The sequence below is a fragment of the Actinomycetospora chiangmaiensis DSM 45062 genome, from assembly GCF_000379625.1.
Classification (GTDB): Bacteria; Actinomycetota; Actinomycetes; order Mycobacteriales; family Pseudonocardiaceae; genus Actinomycetospora; species Actinomycetospora chiangmaiensis.
Window position 1 is genome coordinate 307186 of record NZ_KB903218.1, and the last position, 24103, is coordinate 331288.

Here is a 24103-nt window from a genome sequence, read left to right on the forward strand (position 1 = left end):
TCAGCTGTTCCTCGTCACGCGGATGCCTGCGGCCTCGCGGTCCCAGGTGGTGGGACCGACCCCGGCGTCGCGGAGCAGGTTCTTCTGCACCTTGTGGGTCGGGGTCTTGGGCAGGGCGTCCGCGACCTCGACGTACCGCGGCACCATGAAGTAGGGCAGCCGGTCGACGAGGAACGCGGTCAGCTCCGCCGGGTCGAGCCCGACGTCGGGCTGGAGCACCACGACGACCTTGATCTCGTCCTCCGTGAGCGCCGACGGCACCGCGACCACCGCGCTCTCGTAGACGGCGGGGTGCTCGTTGACCGTGCGCTCGACCTCGAAGCTGGAGATGTTCTCGCCGCGGCGGCGCAGCGCGTCCTTCATGCGGTCGCAGAAGAAGAAGCGACCGTCGGCGTCGGTGCGGAAGGCGTCGCCGGTGTGCAGCCAGCCGTCGCGCACGACGCGGGCCGTCTCCTCCGGGCGGCCGTGGTAGCCGGCCATCACGGTGTGCGGCACCTGCGGACGCACCAGGAGCTCGCCGATCTCGCCCGACCCGACGTCGTGACCCTCGGCGTCGACGAGCCGCAGGTCGTACCCCGCGCGCGGGAAGCCCGCCTCGCCGCCGACCACCGTCTCCGGCGGCCCGTCGAGCACGGCGCCGATCTCGCTCATGCCGTAGACGGCCGCGAGGTCGACGCCGAACCGACGCCGGAAGGTGGCGACGTCGCTCGCGAGCGGCGCCATGATCGCGAGCTCGAGCGGGTTGTCGGCGTCGTCGGGGGCGGGGGCACGCTGCGCGAGCAGTTCGGCCATCGCGCCCAGCAGCACGGTGACGGTGATGCCGTGCTCGCGCACGGTCGGCCAGAACCCGCCGACCGAGAACCCGGGTTCCAGCACGCAGGGGATCGCGTGGATGAGGGCCTGGTAGACGCCGTACCACTGGCCGGCGAGGTGGAACACCGGGAGCGTGACCAGCGCCCGATCGCCGGTGTGTGGACGCGCCTGGTGCTCGCGGCTCGCGTAGGTGTAGGCGTGCGCGTGGGGGACCAGGACGCCCTTGGAGAGCCCGGTCGTCCCGGAGGTGTACATGATCGCGTGCAGCTCGTCGGGCCCGCGGCGGACCGGGCTCGCCGGGGCGTCCACCGCGTCGAGCGGGACGACGCGGAAGCGTCCCGGCGGCAGGATGTCGCCCGGGTCGCCCCGAACCACCACCGTGCGCAGCGCCGGGACCTCGTCCGCGACCCGCGCGAGCCGGTCGAGGTAGTGCGCCTCGACGACGAGCGTCTCGGCGCCGCAGTCGCGCAGGACGTGGGCGAGGAACGTGCCCTTGTAGGCGGTGTTCACGGGGACCTCGACGCCCCCGGTGAGCACGACGCCCAGCCACACGTGGACCGCGTCGAGGGAGTTGTCGAGCAGCAGGGCGACCGGCCGGTCCATGCCGGCCGCCAGGCCCCCGCCGAGGCGGAGGGCGCGCTCGACGGCCTGCGCCAGGGTCCAGGTGCCGTCCCGGTCGGTCTGGGTGACGGCGTCCCCGGCCGCGAGGGCCCGCTCGACCGCCGCCAGCAGGGTTCGGTCCTCGAGTGCGGGCAGGCCCACGGTCGTCCCCTCCCACGGCGGCGTGTCGGACCGGACTTTACAGCGCTGTCAAGTGTGGGAGAGGCGCGCAACCACCTCGACACGGATGCGGCCCAGGAGGTGCAATCGTCCCGTGAGCAGCACGGATGCCCCCGACACGACGCCGTCGTCGGAGTTCTACCTCGACCTGGCGCTCAGGACGGTGGAGCGCGCGCGGGAACTGGCCGACGCCGACGAGCGTCCGGACCTGTACGGCGTGATCCTCCACGACATGGCCGAGCTCTACGAGGCGACCGGTCGGGAGTCCGAGGCGGTCGACCTCTACCGACGGTCCGCCGCGGCCAAGCGCCGACGGTCCGCCACGGCCGATCTCCTCGTGACGCTCCAGACGCTCGCCTCCCGCCTCATCGACCGCGCGCAGTTCGACGAGGCACGTGCCGTGACCGAGGAGGCGGCCGAGCTCATCGGCCGGTCGGGCGACATGAGCCCCGCCACGCGCGCCGGCCGCGCCTTCAGCCTCGGCGTCCTCTACGACCGCCTCGGCGACTCCGGGGAGGAGGGCGCCCACCGGAAGGCCCTCGAGGCGTTCGAACTCTCCCTGTCGCTCTACGACGGCGACACCGAACCCGCGGCGTGCGCGAACGCGCTGCGGGAGGTCGGACGGCTGCAGCTGCTCCTCGGGCACGAGCAGGACGCGGTCGAGAGCCTCTCCGAGGCCGTGCAGTTCTACGAGCACGACGGTGACCGGGACGGGCAGGTCGTGGTGCTGATCGACCTCGGACGCCTCTACCAGCGCCTGGCCGAGCAGAGTGCGTCGCGCACGCTGGTGCCCGCGCCGCGGGTGCCGGCCGACGACGTGCCCCCGGAGCCGCCGGCGGAGGGCGACGAGGACGGCGACGGGGACGGCGACGAGGACGTGCCGGCAGTGCCCGACGCCTCCGACCTCGATCCGGCGACGACCGCCCGCTGACGGCGGGTGGCCGGCTACGGGTAGCGGCGGGGGCTGAACACGCGCTCGCCCACCCACCGCGTCTGCGACGAGCCGACGATCAGCAGCGTGCGCATGTCGATCTCGGACGGCTCCAGCGCGCCGAGCTCGACCACCCGCACCGACTCCGCCGGCCCGTCGACGTCGCGTCCGACGATCACCGGCGTCGTCTCGTCGCGGTACTTGAGCAGGATCTCCTTGGCCGCCTCGACCTGCCAGGTGCGGGACCGGGACGCGGGGTTGTAGAGCGCGATCACCATGTCGGCGTCGGCCACCGCGGCGAGGCGGCGCGCCACGACGTCCCACGACTTCAGCCGGTCGGACAGGCTGATCGTCGCGTAGTCGTGGCCGAGCGGGGCGCCGATCCGGGCGGCCACGGCGTGCGCCGCGGTGACGCCCGGAAGCACGCGGACCTCGACGTCGGGGTAGTCCTCCGCCGCCACCTCGACGACGGCCGACGCCATCGCGAAGACCCCCGGGTCCCCCGAGGAGACGACCGCGACCCGTCGTCCGGAACGGGCGAGATCCAGCGCGAAGGCGGCCCGTTCGGACTCGACCTTGTTGTCCGACCCGTGGACCCGCTGGCGCGGGTTCACCGGCACGCGCGCGACGTAGGTGGTGTACCCAATGACGTCGTCCGCGGCCGCGAGCGCGCTGAACGCCTCGGGCGTCAGCCGGTCGCGGCTGCCGGGGCCGAGGCCGACGACGGTGACGAGGCCGGTCGACGGTGTGGGTTCACTGCCACTGGGTGCACGCAGTGACGCGTTGCTTGCACCGGAGGTGCCGTCCGCCCGCGCCCGCTCCGTCGTCGCCACGTGCACCCGCGAGGGCACGATCCCGACGCTGAAGTACGGCACCGACGCCGGGTCCACGTCCTCCAGCAGGCCCTGGCGTTCCTCGGCCTGGCTCGCCCGCTCGACGTAGCGGGCCTCGTCGGCGCGCCCGGCGACCCGCATCGCCGTGCGAACACCCGTGAACGTGCGGCCGAGCTTCATCACGGCTGCCGCGTCGGTGTCGGCCAGCCGCCGCGCGAGCTCGTCGGGCGGGAGCGTGCCGGGGAGCACGGTGAGGACCTCGTCGCGCTCCACCAGGGGCGTCCCGAGCGTGGCGGCGGCGGCCGACACGCTGGTCACCCCGGGCACGACCTCGGCCGTATAGCGGTGCGCCAGCCGTTTGTGCAGATGCATGTACGACCCGTAGAAGAACGGGTCGCCCTCGGAGAGCACCACCACGTCGCGGCCGGCGTCGAGGTGCGCGGCCAGGCGGGCGGCGGCCTCGGTGTAGAAGGCGTCGATCCGGCCCTGGTAGTCGTCGGTGTCCTCGGTGGTCACCGGGTAGGTCAGGGCCTCCTCGATCTGCGTGCCGAGGTACTGCGCCGCGATCCGCCGCGCGTTCGACCGCCCGTGCCGCGCGCAGTGGTAGGCGACGACGTCGGCGGCGCGGATCAGGTCGACCGCCTTCACCGTCATCAGCCCGGGATCGCCCGGGCCGACGCCGACGCCGAAGAGGCGGCCGGTCATGCGCGTGCCCCCAGGGCCAGCGCGTTCACGGCACCGACGGTCATCGCCGACCCGCCGCGCCGTCCGTGCACCACCACGTGCTCCAGCCCGGACGGGTGCCCCGCCAGCGCGGCCTTCGACTCCATCGCGCCGACGAACCCGACGGGCAGCCCCAGCACGACGGCGGGTCGCGGCGCGCCGGCCTCGATCATCTCGAGCAGGCGGAACAGCGCGGTCGGGGCGTTGCCGATCGCGACGACGGCGCCCTCCAGCAGCGGCAGCCACAGGTCCAACGCGGCGGCGGAGCGCGTCGTGCCCAGGGCCGCGGCGCGCGCGGGCACGTCCGGGTCGTTCAGCGTGCACACCACGTCGTTGCCCGCCGGGAGGAACCGCCGCGTGATCCCCGAGGCGACCATCATCGCGTCGCAGAGCACCGGGGCGCCCGCCCGCAGCGCCGCGTGGGCGGCGGCGACCGCACCCGGCGTCACGGCGGTGTCCAGCCCGAGGTCGGTCATGCCGCAGGAGTGGATCATCCGGACGACGAGGTCGTGCGCGTCGGCCGGCAGGTGCCCCAGCTCGGCCTCGGACCGGATGATCGCGAACGAACGGCGGTAGATCTCGTCGCCGTCGACCACATACGCGGGGACCGCCCGGGAGTCCGGCTGACGGATCTCCCGTCGCTGCGCTCGCCCGGCCTGGATCACGCCCGCCACCGGGGCCACGTCGCCCGAGATCATCCGTTCACCTTCCCCGAGCGCACGACCGTGCGGTACGTGCCGCTCGTCTCCACCGCTTCCACCACGGCGACCCTGCCACCCGGTGTCCCGCACGCCCGACCGCAGCCCACCCAGTGCGCCCGGACCTGCCCCCCGACGTGCCCGGACGCCACCGCCGCCGCCAGGTCGCCCCGCACGTCGGTCAACGACTTCCGGCACCGCGGCGCCCCCACGCACGCCGAGATCCCCCGCCACGGCGACGCCGGGTCGGTCTCCACCAGCCCGCCCAGCCGCTCGACGGCATCGGCGGGGGCGTCGCGCAGGACCAGCGTGCGCCAGGGTGTCGCGCGCAGCGTCGCGCCCCGGTCCAGCAGCTCGAGCAGCGCCATCACCGTCGGCAGGTCGACCTCCCCGAGCCGGGGGAGCACCTCCAGCGTCGTCCCGTCCGCGCCCAGGCGGGTCGGGTCCGCCGGTCCGGGCTCCAGGGTCCCGACGCCGGGCGTGGTCGCCGCGCCCAGCGCGGCCAGGACGGCGGTGCGGGCCGCGTCGTCGAGCTCGCGCACCCGCCAGGCCGACCCGCGGTGGGCAGTGAACGCGTCGACGGCGGCGAGCGCGAGGGCGGCCGGGTCGGCGTGCCGGAGTCCGGTGTCGACGCCGTCGAGCAGGAGCGCCGCCCCGTCGTCGAGAAGACCTTCAGCGGGGTCGGCGGGGGTCGGCGGGCCCGCTGCGGGACCGTTGATCACCACCGTGACGTCGGCGCCCTGCCCGCTGACGTCCCCCACCCCCGGCGTGAGGGGAACCCTGGCGCCGAAAGAGCGCTCGGAACCTCCCCTCACGACACTCACGGTTCGGTCCTCGATCGCGACGAGCAGCCGCCCGGGCACGTCCACCCGGCCCCGCAGCCCCGTCGCAACCGCGCCGGCGACCGGGTCGACCGCCGCCGAGCGGGGGGAGGCGATGATGGAGCAGGGCACGTCGCGGCCTTGCAGGTCGACCAGCGCGTCCGGGCGGTCGTCACGGAGTGCGTCGGCGAGGTCGTCGGCGGTGGTTCCGGCGAGCCCGCGCACCTGCCACGATCCCCGGGAGGTCAGTTCGATCGGCGACCCCCCGGCCGCGGCCGCGCCCGCCAGCAGGCGGAGCTCGGTGGCGGTGGTGGCCCCGCCGACCGGTCGGAACCGGGCGAGCGCCCCGTCGGCGGCGTCGTGTCGGCGCCAGGCGCCGGGGCAGGCGTCGGGGCGCGAGCGGGTGCGGGGCATCGGCCACACAGTACGGGCGCTGACACACGGTGTGCGCAGATGATGAGATGTCGCGCGTGCTGCTCCTCCTCTCCACGTCCGACACCGACCTCCGCTCGGCCCGGGCCGGCAGCGAGGGGGCGGCCGACGAGGCCCTGACCTGGCGCTGGGCGAATCCGTCGCGGATCGACCCGGAGGCGGACCTGCCCGGCCTGCTCGACGGGGTCGACCTCGTCGTCGTGCGTCTGCTCGGGTCGCGGCAGTCGTGGGAGACCGGGCTCGACCTGCTGGCCGCGGGCCCGCGACCCGTCGTCGTGCTGGGCGGGGAGCAGGCGCCCGACGCGCAGCTGATGGCGTCGTCGACGGTCCCGATCGGTGTCGCGACCCAGGCGCACCTCTACCTCGCCCAGGGCGGCCCGGACAACCTCCGCGAGCTCGCCGCGTTCCTCTCCGACACCGTGCTGCTCACCGGGCACGGGTTCGCGCCGCCGGCCGAGCTGCCGACCTGGGGTCGGCTGCCGGGGTGGACCGCCGACGATGTGGCGGAACTGCCACTGGGCGACAGCAACGACGCTTTGCTGGCACAGGAGAGGCCGAGGGTCGCCGTCGTCTACTACCGCGCCCACCACATGGCCGGGAACACCGCGTTCGTCGACGCGCTCTGCCACGCGGTGGTCGAGGCCGGGGGAGTGCCGGACCCCGTCTTCTGCTCCAGCCTGCGCAGCCCGGACGCCGAGCTGCTCGACGTCCTGGAGACCGCGGACGTGCTGGTCACGACGGTGCTCGCCGCCGGGGGCTCCAAGCCCGCGGCCGCGTCCGCCGGGGAGGACGACGAGTCGTGGGACACCGGTGCGCTCGCCGCGCTGGACGTCCCGATCCTGCAGGCGCTGTGCCTCACCCGGACCCGCGACGAGTGGCTCTCCGACGACGACGGCGTCAGCCCGCTCGACGCCGCCAACCAGGTCGCGGTCCCCGAGTTCGACGGCCGCATCATCACCGTCCCGTTCTCCTTCAAGGAGACCGACGCCGACGGCCTGCCCGTCTACGTCGCCGACCCCGAGCGCGCCGCCCGCGTCGCCGGGCTCGCCGTCTCCCACGGCCGGCTGCGCCACCTGACCAACGCCGACAAGAAGGTCGCGCTCGTCCTCTCCGCCTACCCGACGAAGCACGCCCGCATCGGCAACGCGGTCGGCCTCGACACCCCGGCCTCCGTCGTCGCCCTGCTCCACGCCATGCGCGACGCCGGGTACCGGATCGGCGACGTGCCCGGCCTCGAGGAGCACGACGGCGACCTGCTCATCCGCGCCCTCATCGACGCCGGCGGCTACGACCAGGACTGGCTCACCGAGGAGCAGATGGCGGCCAACCCGGTCCGCATCGACGCCGACGAGTACACGGCGTGGTTCGAGACGCTGCCCGAGGACTTCCGGGACGGCGTGACCGAGCACTGGGGCGCGGCCCCTGGCGAAATGTTCCTCGACGACGGCGCCATCGTCCTGGCGGCGATCCGGCGCGAGCACGTCGTCGTCATGATGCAGCCGCCGCGCGGCTTCGGGGAGAACCCGATCGCGATCTACCACGACCCCGACCTGCCGCCCTCGCACCACTACCTCGCCGCCTACCGCTGGCTGCAGAGCGGGTTCGGGGCCCACGCGATCGTCCACGTCGGCAAGCACGGGAACCTGGAGTGGCTGCCGGGCAAGACGGTCGCGTCGAGCGCCTCCTGCGCGCCCGACCCCATCCTCGGGAACCTGCCGCTGGTCTACCCGTTCCTCGTCAACGACCCGGGGGAGGGCACGCAGGCCAAGCGCCGTGCCCACGCCACCCTCGTCGACCACCTGGTGCCGCCGATGGCGCGCGCCGAGTCCTACGGCGACCTCGCCCGTCTCGAGCAGCTGCTCGACGAGTACGCGTCGATCCAGGCGATGGACCCGGGCAAGATCGAGGCGATCCGCGGGCAGATCTGGCAGCTCATCCAGGCCGCCAAGCTGGACAGTGACCTGGGGGTGTCCGAGGCGCCGGATGGTGAGCGCTTCGACGACTTCATCATGCATCTCGACGGCTGGCTCTGTGAGATCAAGGACGCGCAGATCCGCGACGGGCTGCACGTCCTCGGTCGGGCGCCGGCGGGCCAGGAGCGCGTCGACATGGTGCTCGCGGTGCTCCGGGCCCGGCAGATGTGGTCGGGGACGCAGGCGCTCCCGGGCCTGCGGGAGGCGCTGGGCCTCGACGAGTCCGCCGGTGCGGCGAGCCGCATCGACGTGGACCGGGCGGAGGAACTGGCCCACAGCCTCGTCGTCGGGATGGAGAAGCGGGACTGGCTTCCCGACGACGGGTCCGACGTCGTCCTCGAGGTGCTCGGCCGCCGGGACGAGACCGTCGAGCGGATCCTGCGGTTCGCCGCGACCGAGGTGGTCCCGCGGCTGGGCCGCACCACCGAGGAGATCGACGGGGTCCTGCACGCCCTCGACGGCGGGCACGTCGAGGCGGGACCGTCGGGTTCGCCGCTGCGCGGGCTGGTCAACGTGCTGCCGACCGGCCGGAACTTCTACTCGATCGACCCGCGCGCGGTCCCGTCGCGGCTCGCGTGGGAGACCGGCCAGATGCTGGCCGACTCCCTGCTCGAGCGCTACCGCGCCGACCACGAGGGCGAGTGGCCCACCAGCGTCGGCCTGTCGCTCTGGGGCACGGCGGCGATGCGGACCAGCGGGGACGACGTCGCCGAGGCACTCGCGCTGATGGGCGTGCGGCCGGTGTGGGACGAGGCGTCACGCCGGGTCACGGGCCTGGAGGTCGTCGACGCCGCGGAGCTCGGCCGTCCCCGCGTCGACGTCGTGCTGCGCATCTCGGGGTTCTTCCGGGACGCCTTCCCGCACGTCGTGGCGACGATGGACGACGCGGTGCAGCTCGTCGCGGCCCTCGACGAGCCCGACGAGGACAACTTCGTCGCCGCGCACGCCCGGGCGGACGCGGCGTCCGGGTCGAGCTGGCAGGCCGCGACGACCCGCATCTTCGGGTCGCCGCCCGGGGCGTACGGCGCCGGACTGCTGCAGGCCATGGACTCGCGGGACTGGCGCGGTGACGCCGACCTCGCCGCGATCTACACGACGTGGGGCGGGCACGCCTACGGCCGCGACCGGCACGGCGAGTCGGCCGTCGAGGAGATGAACGCGGCCTACCGGCGCATCGCGGTCGCGGCGAAGAACATCGACACCCGCGAGCACGACATCGCCGACTCCGACGACTACTACCAGTACCACGGCGGCATGATCGCGACGGTCCGCGCGCTGACCGGGGCCGCGCCGGCCGCCTACGTCGGCGACTCGACGCGGCCCGAGTCGGTGCGCACCCGGTCGCTGATCGAGGAGACCGCGCGGGTGTTCCGGTCCCGCGTGGTCAACCCGCGCTGGATGGCCGCGATGCGCCGGCACGGGTACAAGGGCGCCTTCGAGATGGCGGCGACCGTGGACTACCTGTTCGGCTGGGACGCGACGGCGGGCACGGTCAGCGACTGGATGTACGGGTCGCTCACCGAGAACTACGTCCTCGACCCGGAGAACCGGGCGTTCCTGCGCGACGCCAACCCGTGGGCGCTGCACGGCATGGCCGAGCGGCTCCTCGAGGCCGTGGACCGGGGACTCTGGGAGAACCCGGACCCGGCCCTCGTGGAGTCGCTGCGCGAGGCGTACCTCGAGGCGGAGGGTGACGCCGAGGGAGGTGCCTAGCGGCCTGTGAGTACTTTTCCGCGCTCTGACACGGAAAAGTACTCACAGGTGATCACCTTCCGGGGATGCACAACCCGGTCGGCGTGGCCGTCTGCCCGACGTTCCGGGTCCACGTGTTCGCCGTCCCCAGCGTGCCCGTGCCGGTCGAGGCGTCGGCGCAGTCCTTCCCCGTGCTGCCGATCGCGACGTTCCGCGTGAACACCATCCCCGACGACGAGGCCGCGGCCGCGAGGCCGTTCCCGCCGGCGGACTGCACGACGTTGCCGACGACGGTGCCGGTGCCCGCGTTCACCGTGATGCCGTTGCCGGACCGCCCGCGGATCGTGTTGGTGTCGACCAGGAGGTTCGTGCTCGGCGCGGCCCCGAACGCCGCGTTCGAGGACAGCCCGGTGCCGGTCCCGCCGGTGAGGACGTTCCGGCTCACCGTGAGCCGGTCGGTGTTCCCGACGATGTAGACCCCGGTCCCGGCGACCGCGGCCGGAGACTTCGTCGCGATGTTCCGCGTCACCAGCGCCCCGTCCGCGTTGTTGATGACCGCGAGGTTGCCGTCGTCGACGCTGCGGTTGTCGCGGACGACGAGGCCGAGCGAGCGGTTCGACCCGTCGCCGATGGAGTTCACGGCCGCGCTGACGTGCCCGGTGAACAGGTTGTCGGAGATCGTCAGGTCGTTGCCCGGCCCGGAGGTGATCAGGACCCCGGCACCGCCCTCGGGGTCGGGCACGGCGTTGTTGGCGACGAACCGGTTCCGCGCGATCGTCGACGGTGCCGGGCCGCGTGCATTGACGTTCATGCCGTTCGCGTTGCCGGCGATCACGTTGTCGACGAAGGAGAAGCCCGCCCCGCGCGCGAAGGCATCGATGCCGTTGCCGGCATTGCCGGTGAGCGTGAACCCGTCGATCACCACGCCGTCCACCGCGCCCACCTCGAAGGCCGCACCCGTCGACCCGGTCACCACGGACTCGTCGGCCGGGTTCGTGCGCCCGGCCCGGGCGTCGCGGCCGTACTGCGCGCCGAGCAGCCGCACGGGCTTGTCGACGGTCACGCGCTCCCGGTAGGTCCCGGCACACACGAAGATCGTGGCGCCCGGCGCCGCCGCGTCCACCGCGGCCTGGATCGTCGTCGCCGTGGCCGGGCAGCGGGCCGTCCGGACACCCACCACCGTCGCCCCCGCCGGCGCCGGAGCCGGGGTGGCGGCGCTCGCCGGCCCGGTCGTCGTCAACGCGCAGACGACCGCCGTCGCCCCCGCCAGCATCGTCGTCCTGACCCGTCCCACCCGCATCGTCGCCCCCCGCGCCACGCGTCGCGACCCGGCCGGGTCGCGGCGTGGAGTCTGCTCGTGACGACACGCCGCTCGCGCCTACACGATGGGATGACGTCCGCGTGGCGGGGAGTGGGTCAGCGGCGTGTCGCGCACACCCCGTAGTAGCCGACGGGCTCGGCGCCGGTGGCGACCGGCCAGTCGACGACGTCGACGACCCCCGGTGGGAGGATCTCCCAGGCACCGAGGATGCGGGTGACCTCGCGGCGGCGGCGCAGCCGCAGCGGGGCGACGGCGGCCTCGATGACCACCGGCACCTCGTCGGCCTCGGCGCCGTCGAGCAGGTCGGGGTGGGGCACGCTCAGCGCCAGCAGGCTGCCGGGCGCCAGGGCCTCGCGGTAGCGCTCGAGGACCGCGGCGAGGTCGTCCGCGTCGCTGTCGGCGATCCACTGCAGGACCGCGTTGCAGACGAGGGTGACGGGGCGGTCCAGGTCGACGAGCCCGGTGTCCAGGACCTCGTCGAGCACCCGGGAGGCGTCCCGGAGGTCGGCGCGGACGGCCGCGGTCCGGTCGGACTCCCGCGGCCCCTCGAGCAGCTCGCAGGCGTGGGCGATCGCGACGGGGTCGACGTCGACGTAGACGACTGTCGCGCTCCCGAGACCGACGAGGGAGTGGAGGCCGCCGGGCGAGGGGATGCCGGAGCCGAGGTCGACGAACTGGTCGCAGCCCCGGTCGAGGGCGGTCCGCACCGCCCGGCCGACGAAGGCGCGGGAGGCCCGGAACCGGTCACCGACACCGGGGTCCATCGCGAGCAGCGTCTGGACGGCGGCGCGGTCGGCGGCGAAGTTGGCGCCGCCCCCGACGAGGTAGTTGGTCGCCCGCGCGAGGTTCGGTCGTCCCAGGGCCGTCGGGTCGGTCGACTCGACGTCGTCCAGGATCCGCTCCATCACGCTCCCCGTCACCGCTGTCATGGTTGGCTCATCGTCCTACGCCGTTCAGGTGTAACACGAACGCCATCCGGACGAGTGTCGGGCGATGGGCGCGGATCAGCTGCCGCAGGTCCCGCCGTACGCCGCGATCTTGTAGTCGACCACGGCGAGGGCGGCCTGGAGATCCCGCAGGTGTGACACGACGGCCGCACGGTGCGCCAGGAGCAGGGCCAGGCGCTCGTCGGAGGTGTGCGGCCCGGCCTGGACCAGTTCGATGTAGCGCGTCACCGACGCGATCGGCATCCCGGACAGCCGCAGCCAGGTGATGAACATGACCCGCCCGAGCGCGGCGCGGTCGTAGGTCCGTCGCCCCGCGGCGTCCCGGGCCACCGCGAGGAGGCCGATGCGCTCGTAGTAACGCAGCGTGTGGGCGGTGATGCCCGTGAGGTCGGCGACCTCCGCGATGCCGAGCGTCTCGGGCAGGTCGTCGGGGAGGGCCATCGCCCGCACCAGCTCGCCGTCGAGCGGGGGCAGCGTGCCGTCCTCGGCGGCGGCGGACTCCAGGACGGTCCGCAGGCGGGAGGCCGGGTGGTGGTGCTCGAGCGTGGTCGTCACACGGGAGAACGTAGGTCTTCGAGCGCACTCGAAGCCAGGGCCGGTCGGCGGGCCGGGTCACGTTGACGAGTACCTGTTACCGCCGGTACGAGTGGAGGACGTGAGGGCCTCCCTGTTCGCCGACGTGATGCGCGGGGTCGCCTTCCCGGTGCGGCCCCGGCAGATCGCGGCGGCCGCCGACCACCACGGGGTCGACACGCTGACGCGCCGCAAGATCGAGCAGATCCCGGACCGCGAGTACACCGACGTCTTCGACATCGTCGTCGCCCTGTCGTCCACGCCGGCGCACCTGAGCGGGCGCCGACCCCTCTAGACGTACCGCCCGAACCGCACGCGCAGGACCTAGCGGGGCACGAATCAGGCGTTTCACCTGGGCAAACGGGGCGGGGCGATCACCGACCCCCGACCCCCGGTGTGTCACTGTGGTGCCCGGCGCACGCAGCGCCGGGAAGTGAGGGACCGACGTGCTGGGCTCGACCCCGACGGGCGCGCGCGCCCGCGGCACGGTGCTGTCGGCGGTCCTCGTCGTCGCCCTCGCCGTCCTCGCCGCCTGCTCGTCCGCGGCCCCCGCCGGTGCGCCGAACGCCTCCCCGGCCGCCGCGGCCTCCCCGGCCCTGCCCCCGGGCCCCCGGGTGACGGTGGACCCGGCCGTCGCCGTGAACCCGGCCACGCCGGTCCGCGTGCACGCGGACGGCGGGCGCCTCACCGGGGTGCGGATGACCAACCCGGCGGGCGACCAGATCGCCGGCACGACCTCCCCGGACGGGTCCACCTGGACCACCGACGAGCCCCTCGCCTACGGCCGGACCTACACGGTCGTCACCGACGCCGTCTCCCCGCAGGGCGCCCCGACCCACCTGCAGTCCACCGTCACCACGCTCGACCCGAAGCAGACCGACACCGCCGCGGTCGACCCCGGCACCACCGACGTCGGGGTCGGGCAGCCCCTCGCGGTCACGTTCAGTCACGCGGTGACCGACAAGGACGCCGCCGTCAAGGCGCTCACGGTGACCTCGAACCCGCCTCAGACCGGCGCCTGGCACTGGATCTCCTCCACCCAGGTGGACTACCGGCCCGCCGACTACTGGAAGGCCGGCAGCACCGTCCGGCTCGACGGCAAGCTCTACGGCACCGACCTCGGCGGCGACGCGTTCGGCGCGAAGGACATCCACGAGACCTTCCACGTCCACGACGCCTGGGTCGCGAAGGCCGACGGAGGCGCCGAGCAGATGCAGATCTTCGACAACGGCGCGCTCGTGAAGACGATGAAGATCAGCCTCGGCTCGCCGCAGTTCCCGACGCACACCGGGACGCACGTGATCTCCGACAAGGAGCCGAGCGTCGTCATGGACTCCGCCACCTACGGCGTCATGCCCGGCCAGCCCGGCTACTACAAGGAGACCGTGCTGCTCGACGAGCGCATCTCCAACGACGGCGAGTTCGTGCACTCCGCGCCGTGGTCGGTCGGCCAGCAGGGCACCGACAACGTCTCCCACGGCTGCGTGAACCTCAGCCCCGCCGACGCGCAGTGGTTCTTCGACCACTTCTCCATCGGCGACGTCGTCGAGGTCACCAACTCCGGCGGCCCGGCCCTGCCGATCTGGGACCGTTGGGGCGACTGGGCGGTGCCGTTCTCGCAGTGGCAGGCGTCCTCGAGCTGACCGGCACGGGCCCGGGGGATCGGTCCCGGGGTCGGTCGCAGGGTCAGTCGCGCGTGATCACGAGCGTGGTGAACGCCCCCACGTGCACCCGGTCGCCCGCGTCGAGCGGCACCACGGTGTCCAGGGCGATCGGGTCCTCGCCGTAGTTGATCGTGGTCCCGTTCGTCGAGCCGGGGTCGAGCACCGACCACCCGTCGTCGTCGGGGCGGGGCAGCAGGACCGCGTGCAGGTGCGACACCCCGGGGTCGAGCGGGGGCCCGGCCAGGTCGATCTGGGGCGGCGGGGTGCTGCCGTGGACCCGGCGGCGCCCGATCCGCACCTCGGCGCCGGTCAGCGTGAGCTCGGTCCGGGGGTAGTAGGTCGGGAAGGTCACCGCGGCGATGTCGGGGCCCTCGCGGGCCACGACGGTCTCGTAGTAGCGCCGGTCGGCCTCGACGGCGACGCGCCAGATCCCCGTTCCCGACGCCGGGTCCGGCGCGACAGGGGCCGCGGGTGCGGCCGGGGCGGCGGGTGCGGCGGGTGCGGCGGAGGCCGGTGCGGCCGGGGCCGCGGGAGCGGAGCCCCCGACGACGAAGTCGTGCCCGTCCTCCTCGCAGAAGCGCCCGGTCCGCGGTGAGCCGCACACCGGGCACACCTCGGCCGGTCCCGCCACCGGCTGCTGGGGTGCCGGGACCGCCGCGGCCCCCGACGACGCCGGGGCGCTGCCCATCGGCGCCCCGCACTCGTCGCAGAAGTCGGTGGTCTCCGAGACGTGCCCGTTCCGGCAGGTCGCGCTCACCCGTCCCCCCGCACGCGGGCGGTCCGGGTGGAGCGCACGTCGAGGGTCATCTCGTCGGCGGCGGTGACCTCGCGGCGCAGCCGGACCCGTCCGGTCGCCGGGTCCTCGACCTCGACGACCTTCGCGAGCAGGGCCGACGTCTCGTCGTTGCCCGACGCCGCCGCCAGCGCCACCGCGCGTCCCAGCCGGGCGGTGGCGACGCGGACGTCCCCGGAGCGGCGGGCGTCGAGCCCCTCCCGGATGGCGTCGGCGAGCTCGGCCTGTCCCGTGTAGTGCGCGACCCGCGGGTTCAGCCGGGTCGACAACGCCGGGTCGCCGGTCCAGGTCACCGGCACCCGCGTCTCGGCGAGGATCTCCGCCGTCGCGGTGTCAGCCGTCGGGGGAGCGGCCACCCCCACCCGCGCGGCGAGGATCTCCTCCCCGACGGTGAGCGGCTCCAGCGCGATCCGGACGTGGTACTCGCGGGTCTCGTCCCCCCAGGACCCGAGGGGGTAGAGCCCGACGAGGGGCTTGGCCGGGTCGGGCGTCCGCCGGTCGGTGAGGTCCTCGACGGTGGGGGAGACCTGCTTGACCGAGACCACCGTGGCCCCGCGCGGCGCCCACACGCGCAGCGCCACGTCGCCGACGCCACGGCCCATCGCCCCAGCGACGATCCCCTCGAAGTCCGCGGCGAGATCTTCGGGGGCGGCGACGATGTCGGCGGTGCCGAGCAGCGCGCTCGCGATCCCGCGCACCTCCTCGACCACCCAGTCGGTGCCGACCCCCCGCGCGTCGCACGTGAAGACGCCCTCGCAGGCGGCCACGGCGGCGGCGAGGTCCTCGGGCGTCTCGTGCTCGTCCCGGCCGTCGGTCAGCAGGATCGCGTGCCGCAGCCGCCGCGGGTGCGGGGCGAGCAGCCGCTGCGCGAGCGTCAGCCACGTGCCGATGGCGGTGCCACCCGACGGAGTCAGGTCCGCGACGGCGGCGCGGGCCTGCGCCCGGGTGGTGCGGTCCAGCACCACGAGGCGCTCCGCCGTGGGGAAGACGGGCTGCGCGCGGTGCCGGCCCGCCACCACCGCGACGAGGACGCCGTCGGGCAGCGCGTCGAGGGCGGCGAGGGTGGCCCGCCGGGCCGAGGCGATCTTCGTCGCCGGGTCGCCCATCGAGCCCGAGCAGTCGATCATCACGACGACCGCCGACCCGGTCGTCGCGGCCGCCCCGGCCGTGTCCGCCGCGGTCACGGCGACGATCGCGTCGACCTCGCGGCCGCCCTCGGGCAGGTGCGCCTCGTGGAACGCCTCGACGGTGAAGCGTGGGCCGGTCACGACGCGTCCCGCTCCGGGGCGATCACGTCGACGACCACGAGTGTCGTGTTGTCGGTGCCGCCGTCGTCGAGCGCGGCGTCGAGCATCGTCCGGGCGGTCTCGGCCGGGTCGTCGGCGAGCAGCCGGGCGAGGTCGGCTGGCGCGGGGACGTGGTTCCAGAGCCCGTCGCTGCAGATGAGCACGACCCCCGACCGGTCGGCGGCGTGCGCGACGACGTGGGCGGGGCCGGGCGGCCCGTCCGCGGCGACCCAGCGGGTGATCGCGTGGGCCCGCGGGTCGGCGTAGGCCGCGTCCGCGTCGAGCAGGCCGATGGCGACGGCCTCGGCCGCCCAGGAGTCGTCGGTGGTCAGCACCACCGACTCCTCCGGGGCGTCGGGCACCAGCCAGTAGGCGCGGCTGTCCCCGACCCAGCCGATCACGAGGATCTCGTCGACCACGAGGGCCGACACGTACGTGCACGCGGGTGCGTCCCGGCCCTCGGCCAGCGCCGTCACCGCCTCGGTCGCGGCGTCCGCACACACGTGGGCCAGCTCGGTGAGGTCGACCCCACCGGTGGGCGCGAGGTCGGGGTCGTCGACGTCGGGGTGGGCGAGCGCGTCCCGGGCGGCGTCGAGGACCGCGGCACACGCGGCGAGCGAGGCCCGCTCGCTGCCGGGGACCGAGGCCACCCCGTCGCAGACGACCCCGACGACGAGGTCGCCCGCGTCGCCGGCGAGCGGCAGCCGGGCGAGACCGTAGGCGTCCTCGTTGGCCGCCCGGACGCGGCCGAGGTCGGTGATCGCGGCGGCGCCGGCGACGGCGTGCTCGGCGTGGTCCCGCGCGTCCTCGGGGACGGTGCCCTCCCCGGCGGTGCCGGGACGCCCGCACTCGTCACAGAAGCCCCTATCGGCGTGCTCGTCCGGATTGGCGATGGTGCCCTCCCCGCACGCCGCGCACGGCGTCTCGTTGTCGGTCGTGGCGGACCGTCCGGTGCCCGGTCCCCCCGGATTCTCGGCCCCCGGCCCGTCGGGGGCGACCGGCGGGCCGGAGCCGAGCGTCACCCGGGCCGTCACGGGGCGGGCGCGCGTGCCCGGGCGCTGCTCCGCCGGCGGACCGGCCGTCTCCGGCAGCGCCGTGCCGCACCCCTCGCAGAACCGGTCCCCGGGCTCGCCGAGCTCCCCGCACCCGAGACAGACCGCGCCGACGGCCGCGCTCACCGTGCGGTCCAGGGCCGGGCGTCGTTGGCGGCGTCGACCAGGGCGAACCGTTCGGCGGCCGTGCGGGCGAAGCGGGCCCGCAGCCGGTAGCGCTCCTCGAGGGCGAAGCCGAGCGCGTCGTCGTCGTCGAGGGCGCAGCCGAGCACCGTGCCGGTCCGCTCGTCGGCCGGCAGCGCCCGGCACGCCTGCAGGACCTCGGTCTGCAGTCCCGCGGCGCGCAGCGGGTCCAGGTCGACCGCCTCGGTGCGTGCTCCCGCCTCCATGACCGTCGAGCGTGTCAGACGCGGCGCGCCGAGGAGCACCCGGACGGCGGCGACCCGCGCGTCGGCGGCGTGGACCGACGTCGGCGGCACCTCGTCGAGGACGGCCACCGCTCCCGCGCGGTCGTCCGCACCAACCCGGAGCCGGGCCAGGGCGAACGCCGCGCCGGTCCAGGTGCGGTCGGTGCGCCAGACGCGCGCGAACCGCTCGGCCGTGTCCGCGTCGGGTGTGCCACCGACCGCGATGGACTCGTGCTCGCCCAGGACGGCCAGGGCGAACGGCGGGGCCAGTTCGCCGGGCAGCGCGTCGGCCACCTCGTCGGCGAGCTGCGCGGCGAGCCCGGCCCGTCCGGCCGCGGCCGCGTGCCGGGCCCGCAGCCAGGTCCAGGCCCACTCGCCGGGCACCGCGTGGGCCTCGAGCGCCCGGCCCGCGGCCTCGACCTCACCGGCGTCGAGGTGGGCCGTCACCGCCGACTGCCGGGCCTGGTCGGTGTCGAGCGCCCCCTCGGCCGAGACGGCCACGAGGACCGCGCGCGGGCCCTGGGCCGCGGCCGCCACGAGTTCCGGGGTCGACGGGTCGTCCGGGTCGGGCAGGGGCGGGGGCAGCGCGGTCGCGAGCTCGGCCGGCGTGGCGGGTCCGTCGACCCCGACGGCGGCGGGCGGCGCCGCGAGCACCGTCGAGAGCCGGGGCGGTGGGGTGGTGTGGGCCGCGGTGAGCTGGCGCAGCACGCCGAGCATCTGCTCGGCGAGCTCGTCGACGCTCACGAACCGGTCGGCCGGGTCGGGGGCGGTGGCGCGGTCGAGCAGCCGACGCAGCGGCTCGTGCTCGAGGGCCGGGGCGTCCTCGGGCAGCGGCAGCACGTCGCGCATCGCGCCGTGGAAGTCGAAGTTCGCCACGAGCACCGCGAGCGTGCGCCCCACCGTGTACACGTCGGAGGCGACCGACGGCCCGGCGCCGTCCGGGGCGATCTCCGGCGCCTGGTAGCCGACGGTGCCCCACACGTCGCCGCCGGGGTCGTCGATCCGGCGGACGGCGCCGAGGTCGATCAGCGTGACGTCGGTGCCGGTCTGCACCACGTTGTCCGGCTTGAAGTCGCAGTAGAGCAGGCCCCGCTCGTGCATGTGGGCGAGCGCGGGCAGCACCTCCAGCACGTAGGCCAGGGCGTGCTCGGGGTCCATCGGCTCCCGGGGGTCCCGCATCGCCTTGAGCGACCGCCCGCCGATGTACTCCATGACGATGTAGGTCGCGTCCCCGTCGGTCACGACGTTGTAGATGCGCACGATGTGCGGGTGGACGAGCTGGGCGAGGAAACCCTGCTCGGCGTCGGCGGCGGCCAGCGCGGCGGCGTCGCCGGTGTTCAGCAGGCCCTTGAGGACCACCCACCGGTCGCGCACCCGGCGGTCCCGGGCCAGGTAGATCCAGCCGAGACCGCCGTGGGCCAGGCAGCCGAGCACCTCGTACTGGTCGGCGACCAGGTCGCCCGCGGCGAGCGACGGGGTGAAGGAGAAGCGGGTGCCGCACTGCGGGCAGAACCCCTCGGTGCGCCCCGGCCGGTCGTCGCGCCCCCGCCCGACCGGCGCGTCGCACGCGCCGCAGTAGCGGCTCCGCTCGGGCACCACGGGGTCGGCCATCACGGCGTCGGCCGGGTCCGCGGCCGGTTCCGGGTCGATGGGGACCAGCCCCGCCCCGATGCGCCGCCGGCTCGACCCCGACCGGGTCCGTCCGGACCCGCCCGCCCCGGATCCGCTGCGCCCCGAGGGGGTCGGCCCCGAGCCGGTGGACGGGCCCGAGCCGGTGGGCGGGCCGGAGCCGTGGGACAGCCCGGACGCCACGGACGCCGCCGTCGCGGGCCCCTCCTCGACGACGGGTGCCGCCGGTGCAGCGGGTGCCGCCGCGCGGCCGCAGGTGTCGCAGAACCCGTCGTCCTCGAGCGCGCCGTCGCAACCGGGACGGGCGCAGGGCGTGGGCGGGGCGCTCGTCACGACCCCGCCCCGTCCTCGAGGGCCCGCTGGTAGGCACGGACGGCGACGGTCGACGCCGGCAGGTCGCAGGGTGCGGTCCAGAGCAGGTCCCGGGCGCGGGAGTGCAGCGCGTCGAGGTCGAGGTCCTCGCTGCGGCCGCGCGCGGCGGCCTTGGCCCGCAGCGCCCCGAGCCGGCCGCGCAGCTCGGCTCGGCGGTCGAGCAGGCCGGCGAGCACGTCCCGGTCGGCGGTCGCGGTCGCACGCGCGGCGTCGACGTCGGTGGCCACGGCGGTGAACCCGGCCGCGGCCGCCGTCCAGCGTCCCGCCCGCGCCTGGTCGTGGGCCGACCGGAGCGCCGCCCGGAGCGCCGGCGCCCGGCGCACGGGAACCGGCAGCCCGGGCGTCGGGGCGATCCGGGCCGCGACGTCGGCGGCGACCGCGGCGGCCTCCGTCTCGAGGCCCGCCAGGGCATCGACGGCGGCGGTCAGCTCCGCGACGCGGTCGGCCAGGCCCTCCCGCAGCGCCCGGGCCTCGGCGAGCGCGGAGCGGATCAGGTCGACGTCCGCCGCGGTCGCCGCGAGACCCGCCGCGTCGACGGGCGTGGGGGTGCCGGTGTGCGCCAGCGGGTCGGCGAGCACCGCGGCCCGCAGTGCGTCGGCGCGCGCGGCGCAGCCCTCGAGCGCGGCGGCGGGCCCGGCGGCGAGCTCGTCCGGTTCGGCCCGGAGCTGCCCGCGCAGCCCGTCGAGGGCGCGTTCGAGGGGGCCGAGCTGGACGGCGACGGCGTCCCATACCGCGGCCACCGCGGCGACGACCTCGGTGGCCGCGTCGAAGCCCGCCGTCATGCGGGCGAGCAGGGCGTCGGCGCTGGTGCGGGTGACGTGCGACGTCGGTCCGAGCAGCCCCCGGCGCTGCAGCGGCACCGCCTCCTCGGCGACGACGACGGTGTGCCCGTGCAGCGCCTCGTCGGCGGCCGCCAGCTCCTCGGCGCCGGGCCGCGAGCGGGTGCCGCGCGCCGCGCGGGCGGCGGCGACGGCGCGGCGGTACAGCGCGAGGTCCCGGTGCAGCTCCGCGACGGTCGCGAGCGTCTCCTCGCGACGGCGGGCGGACACCCCGGTGAAGCCGCCGGGCGCGAGCAGGCCGTGTCCGGGGTGGGCCTCGAGGTCGACCAGGGACGCCGACGCCCGCACGACGGCGTCCTCGGCGGCGGCGAGGTCGGCGTCGAGCCGGTCGCGGTCCGGCGCGGTGGTCCCGGGGCTCATCGCGGTCACCCGGCGTAGGTCACGGCGGGCGGGACGGCGGCCGCGCTCCCGACGGTGGACGTGGCGATGCCGGCGAGCGTGCCGTCGGCGCGCATCCGGTCGAGCACGCCGTTGACGAAGCGCAGCAGGTCGGTCCGCCCCGGGGCGACCCCGATGCCGTAGGGCTCGGCGTCGAGCGCGGCACCGCGGACCTCGAGCCGGCGGTCCTCCAGCGCGAAGCCGGTGAGGATCGCGTCGTCGGTGCTCGCGGCGTCGACCTGGCCCTGCTGGAGCAGCACGAGGCAGTCGCTGTTCTCGGGCACGCCGACCACCACGGGCGGCCGGCCGTCGGCGCCGCGGCTGTTCTGCAGGGTGGCGATCGAGGTGGTGCCGAGCGGCGCGCACACCGGGCGGCCCCCGAGGTCGGCGATCCCGGTGACCGGTGAGGTCCGGGGCACGACGAGGCGCTGCGCCGCCTCGTAGTACACCGCGGACATGCCGATCTGCCGCTTGCGCTCGCACGTGATGGTCATGGCCTGCACCACCATGTCGACCGAGCCGGAGAGCAGGTTCGGGATGCGCTGCGCGGAGCTCTCGATGCGGAAGCGCACGCGGTTCGGGTCGCCGAGGATCGCGCGGGCCATCTCGCGGGCCACGGCCACGTCGAGGCCGGTCAGCTCACCGCTGCGCGGGTCGCGGTAGCTCAGCGGGACGGTGGCCTGGTCGATCCCGACGATGAGCGCCCCCCGGGCGACGACGGCCGCCATCGTCGACCCCGGCGGCATCGCCCCGGGCGCCGGCGGCGGGGTGGGGGTGAGGCTGACGCGCGGGTCGCCGCAGCTGGTGTCCCGCGCGGCCGTGGCCGGCCCGGCCACGATCGTGGTGCCCGCCGGGACCGGGCGCACCGGCGCCACGGGGGCCGCGGGCGTGGTCGCCGAGCAGCCCGCGAGCAGCGCGAGGAGCACCGCGAGCGGCGCCGCCCACCGGGCGGCCCTCACCGGTACTCCTGCAGCCGCGGCCACACGCCCGCGGCCAGCCCGCCGGCCGCCACGAGCGTCAGCACCACCACACCGAGGGGGAGCAGGACCGTCGCGGCCCGCGCGGTCGCCGCGGCGTCCGCGCTCGTCGCCGCCGTGGAGGCGACGGCGCGGTCGAGCGGGTCGAGCACCTGCTGCACCGAGCCCTGCCCGCCGTCGGCCCCGGTGGCGAGCGCGAGGCCGACCGCCTGGTCGTACTGCCCGGCCGCGTCGAGGGTGCGCACCAGTTCGTGCACGACGATGTTGCGCCGCCCGGCGGTCTGTGCGGCGGCGGCCTCGTCGGCCACCGCACCCCCGCCGGCGGCGGCCCGTGCCCGGTCGAGCGTGCCCTGCCAGCCGTAGAGGGTGATGCTGCGGCGCACGTAGTCCTGCTCGTAGGAGCCGCCGGTGGACCGCGCGACCAGGGTGAGGATCTCGTCGCCGCGCGACTGCAGGACCGCGACACGGGCGGCGACCAGTTCCCGGTCGGGGGCCGTCCCGTCGTCCAGGCCCGTGGTGGTGGCCAGGGCGCACACCCCGAGGGCGATCACCCCCCACGCGCCGAGGAGGGCGAGCGCCACGCCCGCGAGGGCCACGCCCGGGGTGAGCCGCCGCTTCGTGGTGTGCGCGATGCGCCGGTGCAGCCGCCACGTCCCGACGAGGGCGGCGAGGAGGACGACGAGGGCGAGCACCGCCCACACCCCGCCGGCCGCGCCGTCCTGGGCGTCGGCCAGCGCCGCGGCCTGGAGGTCGCCGATCTGCTGGGCGGCCGGCAGCAGGTCCGTGCGCAGGAACGACGACGCCTCGCGCAGATAGGCCGACCCGTACGTCAGGCCCTGCCGGTCGAGGGCGCGGGCGGTCTCGACGAGCCCGGTGTAGGCCGGGAGCCCCTGCGTGAGCGTGGTGACCGCGGCGTCGTCGGCGCCCGTGCCGGTCGACGCCGAGCCGAGGACCGCCAGCGCACGGCCCGCGGCCGCGAGGTCGGTCTGGTAGCGCAGCCGCAGGCCCGGGGGCTCGTCCGCGCCGAGCAGGAAGCCCTGCCCCGCGCTGGTGTCCGCGTCCGACAGCGCCCGGTAGAGCTCCTGGGCCGACGCGGTGAGGGGACCGCTGCGCTGGACGACGTCGTCGGCGGCCGCCTGGGTGCGCAGCGCGGCGACGAGGGCGAGCACGCCCGCGAGCAGGACCAGCAGCAGGGTGACCAGCGCGGCACGGGCGAGCTGGCCCACGCGCGTGGTGCGGCCGAGCTCCGCCGCGTCGGCCACCCGGGTCCGCCAGGTGGGGGACGACCCGGCGTCGGGAAGCCGCTCCGCCGTCACGCTCACCGTGTCCACCCCCTCCCGTCGTGGTGTCGATCACCCTAGCCGAGGGGACCGACGACGTGGCGGGGTCGAGCGGCGGGCCGACGCCGGCTCAGTACGGCGCGTAGGCCCAGCCCAGCGGGTGCTGGAAGTAGTCGACGGGCACGATGCCGACCTGGTGGTGGGCGCTGGAGGAGACGACGCGGCCGTCGCCGAGCGACAGTGCGACGTGGCCGTCGGAGGAGGTGTCGTAGAAGACCATCGCGCCGCGCGGGGCGTGCCGCCAGTCGCTGTGCTGCTGCTGGGACTCCCAGTCCTGGATCGCGCTGGCGTAGTGCCCCTGGACGCCGAACGCGTTCTCCACCGCCCGCTCGCACCAGTTCTCGTAGTTCGTCGACCCGATCTTCGACTCGAAGTTCGCGATCGCCGCGTCGACCTTGCGGACCTCCTGGGCCATCCCCGCGGCCTTGGTCAGCTCCGGCACGGTGGCGGCGGCCGACGTCGGCTCCGCGGTCACGGGGGCGACGGCGGTGTGCGCGGTCGAGGCCGCGGGAGTGCTCCCGGCGGTCAGGTGCAGGTCTGCGGCGACGGTGGTGATCGACGGCGCGGAGATCGAGGGCGCGTGCGACGCGACGCCGCCGAGGGCAGCGGCGCCGACCGCGCCGGCGGCGAGGCCGAGCACGGCGGTGAGCGGGTTGACGCCGAGGGACGAGGCGCCGAGAGCAGCGGTCATGGTGCGGGGTCACCTTCCAGACGGCGGCCCGGTCGGGGGAGCGGGGGGAGCGTGACCGGGCCGTGATCCGACCGGGTCACAGTAGCAACCGTTTCGTGATCCGCCAGTCCGCCCCGACTCCTTTCCGTGTCGTCGGGC

At 75.5% G+C, this 24103-nt stretch carries 20 protein-coding genes; 5 read left to right on the top strand and 15 right to left on the bottom strand.

Features of this window, described 5'->3' with window-relative positions; all coding sequences use genetic code 11:
* Positions 1-1575, bottom strand: coding sequence for an AMP-binding protein (locus A3CO_RS0106160; RefSeq protein WP_018331368.1), 1575 nt, complete (start codon positions 1573-1575; stop codon positions 1-3).
* A gap of 112 nt (positions 1576-1687) precedes the next feature.
* Between A3CO_RS0106160 and A3CO_RS0106165 the strand changes: the two genes are divergently transcribed.
* The gene (locus A3CO_RS0106165; protein WP_018331369.1) at positions 1688-2524 is read left to right on the top strand and encodes a tetratricopeptide repeat protein; all 837 of its coding nucleotides are present in this window, start codon (positions 1688-1690) and stop codon (positions 2522-2524) included.
* A gap of 14 nt (positions 2525-2538) precedes the next feature.
* Here A3CO_RS0106165 and A3CO_RS0106170 read toward each other — a convergent pair whose 3' ends face one another.
* Genes A3CO_RS0106170 through A3CO_RS0106180 form a run of 3 tightly spaced genes read right to left on the bottom strand, consistent with a single transcriptional unit; the run spans position 2539 to position 6013 of the window.
* A complete protein-coding gene (locus tag A3CO_RS0106170; RefSeq protein ID WP_018331370.1) occupies positions 2539-4062 on the bottom strand; it encodes a precorrin-2 C(20)-methyltransferase in 1524 nt (507 codons plus the stop codon).
* The gene (locus tag A3CO_RS0106175; RefSeq protein WP_018331371.1) at positions 4059-4778 is read right to left on the bottom strand and encodes a precorrin-8X methylmutase; all 720 of its coding nucleotides are present in this window, start codon (positions 4776-4778) and stop codon (positions 4059-4061) included. The genes A3CO_RS0106170 and A3CO_RS0106175 overlap by 4 nt, the downstream gene beginning before the upstream one ends.
* Positions 4775-6013 (bottom strand): hypothetical protein, encoded by a 1239-nt coding sequence (locus A3CO_RS0106180; RefSeq protein ID WP_157647101.1) that lies wholly within the window; start codon positions 6011-6013, stop codon positions 4775-4777. The genes A3CO_RS0106175 and A3CO_RS0106180 overlap by 4 nt, the downstream gene beginning before the upstream one ends.
* Before the next feature lie 56 nt (positions 6014-6069).
* Between A3CO_RS0106180 and cobN the strand changes: the two genes are divergently transcribed.
* Complete coding sequence (gene cobN / locus A3CO_RS0106185) at positions 6070-9717, top strand: cobaltochelatase subunit CobN (RefSeq protein ID WP_026204326.1); 3648 nt, start codon at positions 6070-6072, stop codon at positions 9715-9717.
* 52 nt (positions 9718-9769) lie between these two features.
* Here the strand turns inward: cobN and A3CO_RS0106190 are convergent, their stop codons facing one another.
* Positions 9770-10759: a right-handed parallel beta-helix repeat-containing protein gene (locus tag A3CO_RS0106190; protein WP_169510925.1), complete on the bottom strand. Its 990-nt coding sequence runs from the start codon at positions 10757-10759 to the stop codon at positions 9770-9772.
* Positions 10760-10793: 34 nt separating this feature from the next.
* On the opposite strand from A3CO_RS0106190, the gene A3CO_RS38605 reads away from it, so the two are divergent.
* Positions 10794-11057: a hypothetical protein gene (locus A3CO_RS38605; RefSeq protein WP_018331375.1), complete on the top strand. Its 264-nt coding sequence runs from the start codon at positions 10794-10796 to the stop codon at positions 11055-11057.
* 55 nt (positions 11058-11112) lie between these two features.
* Here the strand turns inward: A3CO_RS38605 and A3CO_RS30415 are convergent, their stop codons facing one another.
* On the bottom strand, positions 11113-11937 hold the full coding sequence (locus A3CO_RS30415) for an SAM-dependent methyltransferase (protein WP_157647103.1): 825 nt from the start codon (positions 11935-11937) through the stop codon (positions 11113-11115).
* Between the two features lie 84 nt (positions 11938-12021).
* Positions 12022-12519, bottom strand: a complete 498-nt coding sequence (locus A3CO_RS0106205; protein WP_018331377.1) for a MerR family transcriptional regulator — start codon at positions 12517-12519, stop codon at positions 12022-12024.
* A 100-nt stretch (positions 12520-12619) separates the two neighbouring features.
* Here A3CO_RS0106205 and A3CO_RS0106210 point away from each other — a divergent pair, with 100 nt between their 5' ends.
* Both A3CO_RS0106210 and A3CO_RS0106215 read left to right on the top strand, forming a co-directional pair.
* The gene (locus A3CO_RS0106210) at positions 12620-12832 is read left to right on the top strand and encodes a DUF2795 domain-containing protein (RefSeq protein ID WP_157647105.1); all 213 of its coding nucleotides are present in this window, start codon (positions 12620-12622) and stop codon (positions 12830-12832) included.
* A gap of 151 nt (positions 12833-12983) precedes the next feature.
* The gene (locus A3CO_RS0106215) at positions 12984-14180 is read left to right on the top strand and encodes a L,D-transpeptidase (protein ID WP_018331379.1); all 1197 of its coding nucleotides are present in this window, start codon (positions 12984-12986) and stop codon (positions 14178-14180) included.
* A 43-nt stretch (positions 14181-14223) separates the two neighbouring features.
* On the opposite strand, the gene A3CO_RS0106220 is transcribed toward A3CO_RS0106215, so the two are convergent.
* The 8 genes from A3CO_RS0106220 to A3CO_RS35375 form a co-directional block, all read right to left on the bottom strand.
* A complete protein-coding gene (locus A3CO_RS0106220; protein WP_026204329.1) occupies positions 14224-14958 on the bottom strand; it encodes an FHA domain-containing protein in 735 nt (244 codons plus the stop codon).
* A complete protein-coding gene (locus A3CO_RS0106225; protein ID WP_018331380.1) occupies positions 14955-16262 on the bottom strand; it encodes a vWA domain-containing protein in 1308 nt (435 codons plus the stop codon). Before A3CO_RS0106225 ends, A3CO_RS0106220 begins: the two co-directional genes overlap by 4 nt.
* The gene (locus A3CO_RS30420; protein WP_018331381.1) at positions 16259-17458 is read right to left on the bottom strand and encodes a PP2C family protein-serine/threonine phosphatase; all 1200 of its coding nucleotides are present in this window, start codon (positions 17456-17458) and stop codon (positions 16259-16261) included. The genes A3CO_RS0106225 and A3CO_RS30420 overlap by 4 nt, the downstream gene beginning before the upstream one ends.
* Positions 17455-19701, bottom strand: coding sequence for a serine/threonine-protein kinase (locus A3CO_RS30425; protein ID WP_018331382.1), 2247 nt, complete (start codon positions 19699-19701; stop codon positions 17455-17457). Before A3CO_RS30425 ends, A3CO_RS30420 begins: the two co-directional genes overlap by 4 nt.
* Positions 19698-20939: a hypothetical protein gene (locus tag A3CO_RS0106240; RefSeq protein ID WP_033413866.1), complete on the bottom strand. Its 1242-nt coding sequence runs from the start codon at positions 20937-20939 to the stop codon at positions 19698-19700. The genes A3CO_RS30425 and A3CO_RS0106240 overlap by 4 nt, the downstream gene beginning before the upstream one ends.
* Positions 20940-20944: 5 nt before the next feature.
* The gene (locus tag A3CO_RS30430; protein WP_018331384.1) at positions 20945-21916 is read right to left on the bottom strand and encodes a glutamate ABC transporter substrate-binding protein; all 972 of its coding nucleotides are present in this window, start codon (positions 21914-21916) and stop codon (positions 20945-20947) included.
* Positions 21913-23256 carry a hypothetical protein gene (locus A3CO_RS0106250; RefSeq protein ID WP_157647107.1) on the bottom strand — a complete coding sequence of 448 codons (1344 nt, stop codon included), beginning with the start codon at positions 23254-23256 and terminating at the stop codon, positions 21913-21915. Before A3CO_RS0106250 ends, A3CO_RS30430 begins: the two co-directional genes overlap by 4 nt.
* Positions 23257-23344: 88 nt before the next feature.
* Positions 23345-23965: a C40 family peptidase gene (locus A3CO_RS35375; RefSeq protein ID WP_018331386.1), complete on the bottom strand. Its 621-nt coding sequence runs from the start codon at positions 23963-23965 to the stop codon at positions 23345-23347.
* Between the last annotated feature and the right edge of the window lie 138 nt (positions 23966-24103).